Here is a 13,092-nt window from a genome sequence, read left to right as displayed (position 1 = left end):
TGGCAGGCTAATACGCTGTCATGCGGACAACCTTAAGCATAAGGATTACAGCTAGTAGCGCTATCTATTATTATCGCTCTAGCTAACCACAGGCGCGCTGTCAGTTATATCATGGCGCGTTTGTTTAACTATTTATTATCACATTCTCAATTGAAAAAAATAAAGGATACAATCAATGAATTTACATGAGTATCAAGCCAAAGAGCTATTAAAAAGTTACGGCCTACCGATCCAAGAGGGTATCGTTGCTCACAGCGGTGACGAAGCTGCCGCTGCTTTTGATAAGACTCCAACAGACATCGCTGTTATCAAAGCGCAGGTTCATGCGGGTGGCCGTGGTAAAGCGGGCGGCGTCAAACTTGTCAAAACTCGCGAAGAAGCTAAGCAAGTTGCTGATGAGCTTATCGGTACTAACTTAGTCACTTTTCAGACTGACGCTGATGGCCAACCGGTCAATTTTGTCTTAGTCGCAGAAGATATGTATCCGGTACAGACTGAGCTATATTTAGGCGCAGTTGTCGATCGTTCTACCCGCCGTGTCACCTTTATGGCCTCAACCGAAGGCGGCGTTGACATCGAAGAAGTCGCTAATGAGACGCCAGAAAAAATCTTCAAAGTCACTGTAGATCCATTAGTCGGTCTCATGCCTTATCAAGCGCGTGATGTTGCGTTCCAGTTAGGTCTAGAAGGCAAACAAATCAATCAGTTCGTGAAAATCATGACTGGTGCTTATAATGCCTTTGTGGATAATGACTTTGCTTTACTCGAAGTTAACCCATTAGCGGTACGTGAAAATGGCGAGATCGTCTGTGTCGATGGCAAAATTGGTATCGATTCAAACGCGTTATTCCGTCTGCCAAAAATCGCCGCGCTACAAGACAAAACGCAAGAAAATGAGCGTGAGCTAAAAGCTGCAGAGTTTGACCTTAACTATGTTGCGCTAGAAGGTAACATCGGTTGTATGGTCAACGGTGCCGGCCTTGCTATGGCGACCATGGATATCATTAAGCTATACGGCGGCAAGCCTGCTAACTTCTTAGACGTTGGCGGCGGCGCAACTAAAGATCGCGTCGTTGAAGCGTTCAAGATTATTCTAGAAGACAGCAGTGTCGAGGGCGTACTCATTAACATCTTCGGCGGTATCGTGCGCTGTGACATGATTGCAGAAGCTATCATTGCCGCGGTAAAAGAAGTCGATGTACAAGTACCTGTCGTTGTGCGCTTAGAGGGTAACAATGCTGAGAAAGGTATCGAGCTGCTCGAGCAGTCCGATGTCAAAATCATCTCTGCTCAAGGCTTAGCGGGCGCTGCCCAAAAAATCGTCGATGCTGTTCAAGCCTAACTTATCATTAGTAGGTAAACAGTAGAGTTCATCAGTAATAGTCGCTGCTTGCTTGCCTATAGCGAGTAAGCCGCTATTACTAACAGCTATCAGACAAGCGAATACAAGGATAAAACAATGAGTGTATTAATTGATAAAGATACCAAAGTATTAGTACAAGGCTTCACCGGTAAAAACGGTACTTTCCATTCTGAGCAAGCGATCGAATATGGCACTAAAGTCGTTGGCGGCGTAACCCCAGGTAAAGGCGGACAAACGCATTTAGGTCTGCCAGTCTTTAACACGATGGCAGAAGCAATGGATGAAACACAAGCGGATGCGTCAGTCATTTATGTGCCTGCGCCATTTGTGCTAGATTCTATCGTTGAAGCGGTCGATGCCGGCGTTAAGCTGATTATCGTCATTACCGAAGGCGTACCGACGATCGATATGCTAAAAGCGAAGCGCTATATCGAAGAAGCTGGTGATGTACGTATGGTCGGTCCGAACTGCCCAGGTGTCATCACGCCAGGCGAGTGCAAAATCGGTATCATGCCAGGTCACATCCATCTGCCAGGTAAAGTCGGTATCATCTCCCGCTCAGGTACGCTAACTTATGAAGCGGTGGCGCAAACCACGAAGCTTGGCTTTGGTCAGTCAACCTGTATCGGTATCGGCGGTGACCCTATCCCAGGCATGAACCAGATCGATGCGCTAAAACTGTTTGAGGCCGATCCACAGACTGAAGCTATTGTACTTATCGGTGAAATCGGTGGTACCGCTGAGGAAGAAGCGGCCGCTTATATTAAAGACAACGTTACTAAGCCTGTTGTCGGCTATATCGCTGGCGTCACAGCACCTGCTGGTAAGCGCATGGGCCATGCTGGCGCAATCATCTCTGGCGGTCAAGGCACAGCTGAAGAGAAATTTAAGGCCTTTGAAGATGCAGGTATCGCTTACACGCGTGACCCATCAAAAATTGGTGATAAGCTAAAAGAAGTTACTGGCTGGTAAGTCAGGTATTCTCGATAGTAGATAAAGAGTTAAGAACCAACTACTAAAGCTATGTTGAGAAGTAAGAGAGACACCCCTATAATGGGGTGTTTTTTTATGTTTGAAAATTGCTATGAATAATAAAATATTAGTGACGGGTGGTGCTGGGTATATTGGTACTCATACCTGTATTGCTCTGCACCAGTCAGGACAGTTTGGTGAAGACCCAAGCGGTATTCCAAATAACCTGATGCCTTTTATCTCGCAAGTAGCTGTAGGTAGACGAGACAAGCTTAGTATCTTTGGTAATGACTATCCGACTATCGATGGTACAGGGGTGCGTGACTATATTCATGTTACTGATTTAGCACAAGGCCATGTCGCTGCACTTGATCATTTGCAGCAGCAGACTCATGCAGCAGGATTTTTGCCTATTAATTTGGGCACAGGCAGAGGTAGCTCAGTTCTGGAGTTGGTTAACGCTTTTAGTAAAGTAAATAAAATAGATATCCCTTATCAGTTTGCGGCGCGGCGTGCTGGTGACATTGCAAGCTGTTATGCTAGTGCTGATAAAGCGCAAGAGCTGCTAGGATGGCAAGCTAAGCTTTCCATTACTAATATGTGTGAAGATACTTGGCGCTGGCAAAGCATGAATCCTGACGGCTATAACACAAAATAGACGCGGTTATACTAGAGTAGCCAAGAAAAAATCGCTATATTGCCTTAAAACTAACTAAAAGCACTATTAATCTATGAAAAAAATAACCCATGCCGTTATTCCTGTCGCAGGCTTCGGCACTCGTATGCTACCACTGTCCAAGTCCGTACCTAAAGAGTTATTGCCTTTAGGAAATCGCCCGGCCATTCATTACGTCGTCGAGGAAGCTATCGCCGCCGGCATCAAGCATATCGTCCTTGTCGGTCATGCGCAAAAAAGCGCGATTGAAGACTATTTCGATATCAATGCCGAGCTTGATACGCAATTACGTCATAAAGGCAAAGACGAGCTGGCTGATAGTCTCAACTGGCTACCGGATGATGTCAGCGTGTCGATGATCCGCCAAGGTAGGGCTTTGGGCTTAGGTCATGCGGTATTAGCAGCGCGTCCCATTGTCGCTGACAATGACTTTGCAGTCTTACTGCCCGATGTCGTGCTTGATCCCTTTACTGGCGATATGGCTACTGACAACTTAGCCTTTATGTTGGCGGAATTTGCTAAAGATCAGCATTCACAGATACTCGTTGAGCAAGTCGCCGATAGCGACGTCCATAAATATGGCATTGCCAAACTTGTCGATAGCACTACTGAGATCAGTGACAGTACAGACAGTAATGCTAGCTTTGGGGTAGCGGGATTTGTCGAAAAGCCTGATTTAGCCAATGCGCCGTCGCGCCTAGCGGTAGTGGGTCGTTATGTGTTTAGTAATCAAATCTTTGACTATTTGGCCAACACCAAAGCTTCTGTCGGCGGCGAGATTCAGCTAACCGATGCTATCGATGCGCTGATTAGTGAGTCTGGTGTTAATGTCACCACCATGCGCGGTGATAGCTACGATGCTGGTGACATGCACTCTTATATGCAAGCTTTTATTTACTTTGCTGAGCAGCAGCTCGCATCTAAAGGGTAGCTGATGAACGATATGAGTGCCAATAACATTTATAGCAGTGCTCGCGACTCTGAGTATTGGCAGCAATTGCAAACGTTAGCGAAGCAGAAGTGGTCGATAGCGGAGCTGTTTGCAGAGGATAGCAGTCGAGCGCAGCGCTTTTGCGCGCAGGCAGGTAGCCTGTATATGGATTATAGCAAGCAATGTATCGATGAGTCGGTATTAGCAAGTTTGTTACATTTGACTGAGAGCTGTGAGCTAACAGCGCGTATCAAAGATTTGCTACAAGGCGCTATGGTCAATACTAGCGAAGAGCGTGCGGCACTACATACTGCGCTGCGATTGCCTGAGGGCGCAGAGTTAGTCGTCAATGAGCAGGACGTGGTCAGTGATGTGCATCACAGCTTACAGCAAGTTGAGCGTTTATCGGCGCGGATTCGTAATGGTACTTGGCGCGGGTTTTCGGGTAAAGCCATCACTGATGTGGTCAATATCGGCGTCGGTGGTTCAGACTTAGGCCCACTAATGGCAACGTCTGCGCTAGATGAGTGGGCTGATACAGATATTATCGTGCATTTCGTCTCTAATATGGATGGCTCACAGCTCGATAACTTGCTAAAACGTTTAGATGCTGAGACGACGCTATTTATCATCTCTTCTAAATCTTTTGGCACCGTTGATACGCTATCTAATGCACAAACGGCACTGTCTTGGCTATTGACGACAGCGGCTCTATATTCAGGCTCGCAAAATAGCGTGCTGCGCCGTCACTTCATCGGTATCTCCGCTAACAGCGCCAAGATGACGGCATGGGGCATTCATCCTGAGCATCAGCTGCAGCTTTGGGAGTGGGTCGGTGGTCGCTTTTCTTTATGGTCGGCGATTGGGCTGGCGATTGCCATTCGTATCGGTATGAGTCAGTTTCGTGAACTGCTCGCTGGCGCTCATAGTATGGATCAGCACTTTGCGACCGCGAACTTCAAAGACAATCTACCAGTGCTATTAGGCTTGCTTGCGGTTTGGAATAGTACCTTTTTACAGATACACGCGCATACCGTCTTGCCTTACGATGGTCGGCTTGAGTACTTGCCAAGCTACTTGACTCAGCTGGAGATGGAGAGTAACGGTAAGTCAGTGACACATGACGGTACTCATATCGACTATGATACTTGCCCGATTTTATGGGGCGAGATTGGCTCCAATGCCCAGCACGCGTTTTATCAACTGCTACATCAGGGCACTCAGCATGTCTCTTGCGACTTTATCGCTTGCGTGCGTCACTATAGTGATGAGGTGCAAAACAGCTCACTACAGCATCAGCATGAGTTGTCTTTATCTAACTGTTTGGCGCAGAGCCGAGTATTAGCCTTCGGTAACGCTGCTGTCGCTGCTGTCAGTACGACGGTTTGTACTACGGATAAATACAAGCATTATCGCGGCAATCAGCCTTCTACGACCTTGCTGCTCGATGAGCTGACCCCACATAGTTTAGGCGAGCTGATTGCTTTATATGAGCATAAGGTCTACGTGATGGCGAGTATATGGGACGTCAACCCTTTTGATCAGTGGGGGGTTGAGATGGGTAAGCAGATGGCCGAAACTGTCTATCAGGCAATGCAACAAGACAGCACCGCGCCTTTTGATAGCTCTACCAATCAGCTCCTTGCGCATATCAAGCAGTTATTTGAATAACGATGGCAAGACAAAGTATAGAAATGAGAGTCGACTTTGCGGCTGAGAAAACGATAATTAAGGGAATGCTATGAGCTCTGAGTCTGCTGTTAATAATGATCACGCATTGAACGACAAGTCATCTGAGGTCTGCGTGATCATCGGTCATAGTATCGAAGCCATTACTAGCGCGGTGGTGTTAGCGAGCCTAGATCATCAGGTGCACATTTATGCCGATTTAGACTTGTTAGCGCAGCAAGTTGAGCAGTATGGCTTTGAGCGGCATTTACAGGCACTATGGCAGCTATATGGACAGCAGCAGCAAATCGTTCAATGTGCATTACCGGCTAGCGCGGATAAACTTATTCAAAGTTATGAAGGCAAAGTTGGCCAATCGCCAGACGAACAAAAAGCGACGCCCTTATCAGTCAGTTGCTATTGGTTATTTTTGGAGAGTATCAAAAGCGTTTGGACAGATGATAACTGGGTAATAGCTTTTAATCATAGTCAGCAGCAGACGACGCCCGTTATTATGAGTGGTATCGAAAAGCTCGGTCATATCACTAAGTTAGCAGACAGCTTGCAGCGCGCTTGGGTCTATTATGTGCCGTTTGTGTTTTTGCAAGATGGTGAGGCTTACAGCTCAATGCTCAAACCCTCGCTGTGGCTGTTGGGCGAAAAAACGCCTGAGAGTAGTCATCAGCTAACTGTGCTGCAGCCGTTACTACAACATGCTCGCGCTTATCATCATGCTGATATTGCCACTATCGAGTTTGCGCGTAGCAGTATTATGGCGATGCTAGCGACGAGAGTGAGCTTTATGAATGAGCTATCACGCTTAGCGGACAGTCAACAAGTGGATATCGGTCAAGTCAGCCGTATTATGGGGTTAGACGCGCGGGTAGGCAGTAGCTATCTGCAGGCAGGCTGGGGCTTTGGCGGCCATACGCTACCGACTGAGCTTGACAAGCTGCAGCAATCATCGCAAGACAATAGCGTCAATATGCCTTTACTGCAGTCAGTACTGCACATCAATGATGACCAAAAAGAGCTGATTTTCCGCAAATTCTGGCAGCATTATGATGGTTTTATAGATAACAAAACCGTGATGATTTGGGGCGGTAGCTATAAGTCAGGCTCAGGGCGTACCACAGGCTCAGCTATCCATCCGCTACTGGCGCTACTATGGTCTTATAACATTAAAACCTTAGTCTATAGTGATAAAGCCAAAAGCTCGCTTGCCAAGGACTATGGGCAGCAGCCACTGCTACAACTGCTTGATAGTCCTTATGAGCAGCTCGCTTACGCGCAGGCGATTTTTATTATTAGCCTATCGCCGCAGCATCAGCTAGACATCGCGCAGCTCAACCAATTCGCTATGCCGATGTTTGATGCACAAAATGCTTTATCACGCCCGCAAATAAACGCGCTTGTCGGCGCTTATGCAGGTATTGGGCGTGCGAAATAAGGCCATAAAGCTATCCCAGTTGTAAATGAAGCATTTGATTGGCGTAGGCTGGGTTTTACTCCAGCCTACAAACTAGAAACACAGATTGTATGACTCTATCTTTTCGCATGAACGTTGCCTAATCCGTTATTAAGCCGGAACCGCTCCTTGCTGAGCTAGCCAGTCCTCAATCTCATTGATTTTGGCTTTCAGTAAGTCTTTATCGCCACGAGTCTCTATATTGAGCCGAATGAGCGGCTCAGTATTAGAAGCCCGCAAATTAAAACGCCAATCGCCAAAGTCAAGACTAAGCCCATCTAGAGTAGATTTACTGGGTTTTTCATCTGCAAATCTACTTTCTATATTCTCAATAATCGCCTGCGCATCCTGCGTGGTTAAGCGAAAATTCAGCTCGCCTGAGCTTGGATAAGCGCTGATGTAGCCGTTGACGAGTTCTGATAAGCTTTTACCCGTAATTGATAACAGCTCAATGGTCAACAGCCACGGAATCATACCGCTATCGCAATAAAAGAAATCGCGAAAATAATGGTGCGCCGACATCTCGCCGCCATAAACCGCTCCGGACTCACGCATGACTTGCTTGATAAAAGAGTGCCCTGACTTACTGATCACTGCCTTGCCACCGAGATCGTCAATCACCGCTTCGGTGTTATAAATAACGCGAGGATCATAAACGATGGACTCATTTGGGTACTTATTAAGAAAGGCCTGCGCGAGCATACCGACCACATAACTACCGTCGACAAACTCGCCGGTCTCATCGAATAAGAAGCAACGATCAAAATCACCGTCAAAGGCAATGCCTACATTAGCCTTATTGTCTAATACCGCTTGGCGAGTGGACTCTCTGTTGGCTAAGATCATTGGATTAGGAATACCATTAGGGAAGCTGCCGTCAGGCTTGTGGTGCAGTTTGATGATCTCAATAGGCGCGTCAGCTTGCACGAGTTTATCAATCAGTAAATCAACGACGGGACCGGCGCTACCATTACCTGAATTAATCACTATTTTTAACGGCTTGAGCTTGTCGATATCGATAAAGCCAATCACGTGATCGATGTAAGCGCTTTTATCCGTTAGTATTGCCAATTCGCCTTTTTGCTTGATCGCAGCAAAGTCACCCGACTCAGCCAAGGCTTGAATCTCAGCTAAGCCATCGTCCGCACTTATGGGTTTTGAGTGCTCTTTAACCAGCTTTAGACCATTGTAGTTAATTGGATTATGACTCGCGGTGACTTCGATACCGCCTAACGCTTGGTAATGGCTAGTAGCAAAATACACCTCTTCGGTGCCGGTCATTCCTAAATCGATAATATCAACACCGGCATCCAATATACCGGCGATAGTCGCTTGTTTTAAGGCTTCGCTGGAGTCGCGGATGTCGCAGCCTATGACCACTGCTTTTTTCAACGTTTCTAACTCAGCGTCATCATCAATACGCTGCGATAAAATTTGCGCGAAGGCGCGACCAATGCGGTAGGCTATGTCTTCATCGAGAGTCACGCCAAGCTCGCCGCGAATATCGTAGGCTTTAAACGAGCCGATAGTGATGGGATCGAAGGTAGTCGTAGGCTGGTAGCTGGTAGTATTGACAGTAGACATAAAACAGATATTCCTAGGCTTAAAAGTGAAAAGCATTGTTATTCTTCAATAAGCATTCAATGGTACACTAACTTGTAAGCGGCTTTAAGTAATTAGTGTTAAACGATAAAAATAAGAGTGACTATGGTTATGACTATCGATGATAATAATTCACAAGTTAATGAATATCAGACTAAAACCTTACCACCGCAGCCGGTAAAAGACACACCCACTGCCACCGGTGAATTAGGCGATTTACTGGCTTTAATGGCACGGCTGCGGCGCGATTGTCCTTGGGATAAAAAGCAAACCAATCACAGCCTGATCCCTTATGCGATAGAGGAAGCGTACGAGCTTGGCGCGGCGGTGCAGACTGATGACGATGAGGATATCAAAGGCGAGCTTGGCGATGTGTTATTGCAAGTGATTTTTCACTGTCAGCTTTATGCGGAGCAAGGGCGTTTTGATATGAGTGACGTGATTACCACTTTGCAACAGAAGTTAATTCGTCGTCATCCGCATGTGTTTGAAGCGGAGAGTCTTAAAGACGAGGCTGCGGTAAAAGCGCGCTGGGATGAGATAAAGGCGGAGGAGCGGCGAGTCGACGAAGCGCGGGGCAAACCGCGTCGGCGTTTGGATGCGACGAAGGCAGGTAGTGCGCTGATGCAAGCGCAGTCAGTACAAAGCCAAGCGTCAAAGTTAGGCTTTGATTGGGAAGGAGTGGCAGGCGCGTTTGAAAAGCTAGAAGAAGAGATCGATGAATTAAAAACTGAAATTACCGGCAAGTCCAAGGCTGAGATAAAAGCCAATAGTAGTGATATTGAAAAAGAGCTTGGTGATTGTGTCTTTGCCTTAGTCAATGTTGCGCGTAAGCTCAATCTTGATGCAGAAGCGGCGACTTTAACTTGCGTTCATAAATTTAAGTCGCGCTTTGGTTATATCGAAGATCAGCTGCAAGCTTGTGGTAAAAGCTTGGAAGAGAGCGATATCGATGAGATGGATGCACTTTGGGAGTCCGCCAAACAACATGAACGCGCTTTATAAGCTTATCAACTATCGAGGTGTGCAAAACCATAATAAACGCTCACGCCTTGAGTCAAGTGCTATTTTGTCTGTTTTAATCCTATGCTTTATGATAATTAAGGTGCAAGCAGCGGTTTGTTATGCAGATCCAAAGCAGGCTTATGAGTATCTATTAGCGCAAGAGAATTATGAGACGCAAGCGCGTGAGCAGGCCGTAGTCGATATCAATAGTGCTAGCGAGGGCGAGCTGGTAACGCTTGACGGTATTGGTAGCAGTAAAGCGCAAGCCATTATTCTCTATCGTGAGATGTTTGGCCCGTTTACAAGCGTTGATGAGCTAGAGAAAGTAAAAGGTATCGGCGCTAAAACCATAGCAAACAACCGAGCGCGCATGCGGGTGCAGCATTAGGCGTTAAATCATTTTTTAATTCGGCAGTTCAGTCAAAAGCGTTACGCCTTGAGCACTTGCCAAAATCTCTGCCAAAAACTAGCTATATTAATAAAGTAGCTCTGTTATTTGCTATCGGTTATAAGTTTTTTAGCAAATCGGCTGTAAGTAAATGTCATAATACAACAATCAAGCCTAAAATTTGTTAAACTAACCGATGTGTTTGCCTGATAAACGCTGTGTTTATCGGGAACGACAGAATACCGGCGAGGAGTAGATGCATGGCCGAGCGTGCCGCCAAGCAGTTAGAACTGAATAAATCTGAATTACCCAATTCCATTACCGAAGTTATTGCCACTTTATCGCGAGCTGGGTTTGATGCCTATATTGTCGGCGGCGGGGTGCGTGATACTTTATTAGGGCTTGCGCCCAAAGATTTTGATGCGGTTACCGATGCCAAGCCGTACGAGATAAAAGATGTCTTTGGTAAGCGCTGCCGCATTATCGGTCGCCGCTTTCAGCTAGCGCATGTTTATTCGGGCCGTGAGCTCATTGAGGTGGCCACTTTTCGTGGCCCGCCCAATAATAAAGCAAGCACCAATCAAGACGGTATGATTTTGCGTGACAATGTTTGGGGCGATATCAAGCAAGATTTTGCCCGTCGCGATTTTTCAATGAATGCGCTGTATTATCAACCGCTAAAAGGCGTAGTCCATGATTTTTGCGGTGCGCTTGAAGATATTGACAATAAAATCATTCGCTTGTTAGGTCACGCGCCTATTCGCATCGAAGAAGATCCTGTGCGCTTGCTACGGGCGCTACGTTTTAAGGCCAAATTAGGCTTTGAGTTTGACAAAGAGCTCTCCGAGCAGTTCCACGAAAGTAATTGGGCACTGCTTGAGCAAATCTCGCCGCACCGTCTCTATGACGAGACGCAAAAGATGTTTACTGGCGGCTATCTGGTACCGCTATTGCCGCTTTTATTCGAATATGGTGCTATCGATAACCTGTTTATCTATCCGCCTGCAGAGCCAAGTCCATTAGTACAACAAGTCGCTATCAACACTGATAAGCGTATTGCTGCTGGTAAGAGTATCAACCCTGCCTTCTTCTACGCCGCTTTATTGTGGGAGAATTACCTGCATCAGCTAGAAAAAGCCAAAAACCGTAATATGCCTTTTGGCGATGCGCAGCTACATGCCGCAGGTAAAGTGATCGATCGTCAGCGCATCAAGACTGCCATTCCGAAGTTCGCTGAACAATTTATCCGTGATATTTGGATTTTGCAGCCGAAGCTTGCGGCGCCGCGTAACAAGCAGATTGAACAATTGGCTGAGCATCCGCGCTTTCGTGCGGGTTTCGACTTTTTATTATTGCGTGAGCAGTGCGGCGATAGCGAGCATCCGTTATCCGAGTCTACCAATGGCATGGGTGAGTGGTGGCAGACTTATCAAACCTTGTCCGAGAGAGACAAGCAGCAAGCCATCGCTGATTTTGATGAAAATATCCGCCGCGGCGCTTACAAAAAAGGTCAACGTGGACGCAGGCGTAATCGTCAAAAGCAAAACGATACTACCCAAGCGACTGCTCACAGCAATCCAGACCAAGTCAAAGTCAGTCGAAGTCATAATAATCAATCGGCAAATGATACTGCCAATGTACCTTCGCGTCGTCGCCGCCGCAATAGTGATAAAACGGGCACTCAGAATAATGCTCAGCAAGGCGCTAGCCCTGAGCAGCTGCAACAAGATAGTCAAGAGCTTGAACAATTGCAGCAATTGTCATTAGCCGCGACTAAAAAGTCGCATAAAAAGCCTGCCGCGCCAAAGCCGTTATTTGTAATTGAAGACGAAAGAGTTGTGCCACCGCTAAACAAACAGTTGGCTGGCCAAAATAGTAGCGATAATGCTGATAAAGATAGAGTCAATCATAACAGCACGAATAGCAATGCTAACGCTAGCAAGGCGGTGAAATCTGGCGGCCGTAAAGTCTCTGCCAAAAATAAAGCCGCTGCAGACAATCAAGAAAGCGCTCAATCAGCAGCTGACAAGACACCAGCTCAGCCTTCAAAATCTAAGCAATCAGGAGCTAAGCAATCAGAAGCTAAGCAGTTAGAAGCTTCAGCCACTATGTCAGTACCGCAAACGCCAAAGTCGGTAGCGAGTGCTAAAAGTAGCGAGCCTGTCCCTAGCAAGCGTCGCCGTAAGCCGTTAAATTTATCTGAACCTGCAGCAAATAACAGTACAGATAAAGCGCTGCAAGACGGCGAAGCTTCTAAGAGCGGCAAAGCTGCTAAAAAAGACACTGCTGCCAAAGCCGAGAAGAAAGCCCTAGCTACTAAATCCGCTACTCAAGCCGCCGCTAAGTCTAGTCATCCTAAAGCTAATACTACGCCAGCGACAGCAGCAACTCATAAAGGCGCGGTACCAGCCAAACGCCGACGCCGTCAGCCTAGCACTAAAAATAGTAGCAAAAACAGTACCGATAATGCTTGATAGTGATAAGCTGAGTGAAGAGGCGTATGAGTAACCATTGGACCACTTGTTATTTAGGCTTAGGCAGTAACTTAGCTAATGAGCTTGGCTCGCCCATTGAGCATTTACAGCAAGCGCTGCTCAGCTTAGAGCAGCATCAGGACATACGTGAGCTGCGAGTGTCTTCTTACTATGCGTCAGCGCCAATGGGCCCGCAAGATCAGCCCGACTTTATTAATGCTGTGGTGGAAATAGAGACGACTTTAGCGCCTCTAGCGCTGCTTGCTTTGTGTCAGCAGCTAGAGAAGCAAGCGCAGCGCGAGCGTGTGCGCCGTTGGGGCGAGCGTAGTTTGGACGTTGATATTTTGCTTTATGGTCAGCAGCAAATTGATGAGCCAGCGTTGATAGTGCCGCATGCAGGGCTGCATGAGCGCAACTTTATGTTAGTGCCGCTACGCGAGCTAGCGCCTGAGCTTACGATTAAGGGTCAGCCCCTCTCAGCTCATCCATTGAGTGCAGACTGGAGCGGCCTTAAGCTTATTGAATAAGTGCAAAAAGCTACGCTA

10 protein-coding genes and 1 pseudogene are annotated in these 13,092 nt (G+C 46.9%); 10 read left to right on the top strand and 1 reads right to left on the bottom strand.

Going from position 1 to position 13,092, the window contains the following annotated elements; translation table 11 throughout:
- Positions 1–175: 175 nt before the first annotated feature.
- The 6 genes and pseudogenes from sucC (at position 176) to W234_RS0107340 (ending at position 7,060) form a co-directional block, all read left to right on the top strand.
- On the top strand, positions 176–1,342 hold the full coding sequence (gene sucC / locus W234_RS0107365; RefSeq protein WP_025646142.1) for an ADP-forming succinate--CoA ligase subunit beta: 1,167 nt from the start codon (positions 176–178) through the stop codon (positions 1,340–1,342).
- A gap of 117 nt (positions 1,343–1,459) precedes the next feature.
- The gene (sucD, locus tag W234_RS0107360; protein ID WP_025646140.1) at positions 1,460–2,335 is read left to right on the top strand and encodes a succinate--CoA ligase subunit alpha; all 876 of its coding nucleotides are present in this window, start codon (positions 1,460–1,462) and stop codon (positions 2,333–2,335) included.
- A 169-nt stretch (positions 2,336–2,504) separates the two neighbouring features.
- Positions 2,505–2,993 (top strand): annotated as a pseudogene (locus W234_RS0107355) (GDP-mannose 4,6-dehydratase); the annotation flags it as partial.
- 73 nt (positions 2,994–3,066) lie between these two features.
- Positions 3,067–3,942, top strand: a complete 876-nt coding sequence (locus W234_RS0107350) for a UTP--glucose-1-phosphate uridylyltransferase (protein WP_025646136.1) — start codon at positions 3,067–3,069, stop codon at positions 3,940–3,942.
- A 3-nt stretch (positions 3,943–3,945) separates the two neighbouring features.
- Positions 3,946–5,613: a glucose-6-phosphate isomerase gene (gene pgi / locus W234_RS0107345; RefSeq protein WP_025646135.1), complete on the top strand. Its 1,668-nt coding sequence runs from the start codon at positions 3,946–3,948 to the stop codon at positions 5,611–5,613.
- A gap of 70 nt (positions 5,614–5,683) precedes the next feature.
- Positions 5,684–7,060 carry a UDP-glucose/GDP-mannose dehydrogenase family protein gene (locus W234_RS0107340; protein ID WP_025646134.1) on the top strand — a complete coding sequence of 459 codons (1,377 nt, stop codon included), beginning with the start codon at positions 5,684–5,686 and terminating at the stop codon, positions 7,058–7,060.
- A 129-nt stretch (positions 7,061–7,189) separates the two neighbouring features.
- On the opposite strand, the gene W234_RS0107335 is transcribed toward W234_RS0107340, so the two are convergent.
- Positions 7,190–8,662: a phosphomannomutase/phosphoglucomutase gene (locus tag W234_RS0107335; RefSeq protein WP_025646133.1), complete on the bottom strand. Its 1,473-nt coding sequence runs from the start codon at positions 8,660–8,662 to the stop codon at positions 7,190–7,192.
- A 123-nt stretch (positions 8,663–8,785) separates the two neighbouring features.
- Here W234_RS0107335 and mazG point away from each other — a divergent pair, with 123 nt between their 5' ends.
- The 4 genes from mazG to folK all read left to right on the top strand — a co-directional run bounded on the left by mazG (position 8,786) and on the right by folK (position 13,074).
- A complete protein-coding gene (gene mazG / locus W234_RS0107330) occupies positions 8,786–9,685 on the top strand; it encodes a nucleoside triphosphate pyrophosphohydrolase (RefSeq protein WP_025646132.1) in 900 nt (299 codons plus the stop codon).
- On the top strand, positions 9,669–10,073 hold the full coding sequence (locus W234_RS0107325; protein WP_025646131.1) for a ComEA family DNA-binding protein: 405 nt from the start codon (positions 9,669–9,671) through the stop codon (positions 10,071–10,073). Before mazG ends, W234_RS0107325 begins: the two co-directional genes overlap by 17 nt.
- A gap of 260 nt (positions 10,074–10,333) precedes the next feature.
- Positions 10,334–12,547, top strand: a complete 2,214-nt coding sequence (pcnB, locus tag W234_RS0107320; RefSeq protein WP_025646130.1) for a polynucleotide adenylyltransferase PcnB — start codon at positions 10,334–10,336, stop codon at positions 12,545–12,547.
- Between the two features lie 26 nt (positions 12,548–12,573).
- Positions 12,574–13,074 (top strand): 2-amino-4-hydroxy-6-hydroxymethyldihydropteridine diphosphokinase, encoded by a 501-nt coding sequence (folK, locus tag W234_RS0107315; RefSeq protein WP_025646129.1) that lies wholly within the window; start codon positions 12,574–12,576, stop codon positions 13,072–13,074.
- The last annotated feature ends 18 nt before the right edge of the window (positions 13,075–13,092 follow it).

It is taken from the genome of Psychrobacter sp. TB15 (assembly GCF_000511655.1).
GTDB lineage: Bacteria > Pseudomonadota > Gammaproteobacteria > Pseudomonadales > Moraxellaceae > Psychrobacter > Psychrobacter submarinus.
The sequence above is the reverse complement of the archived record's forward strand: the minus strand, read 5'-3'. Positions and strand labels throughout refer to the sequence as shown.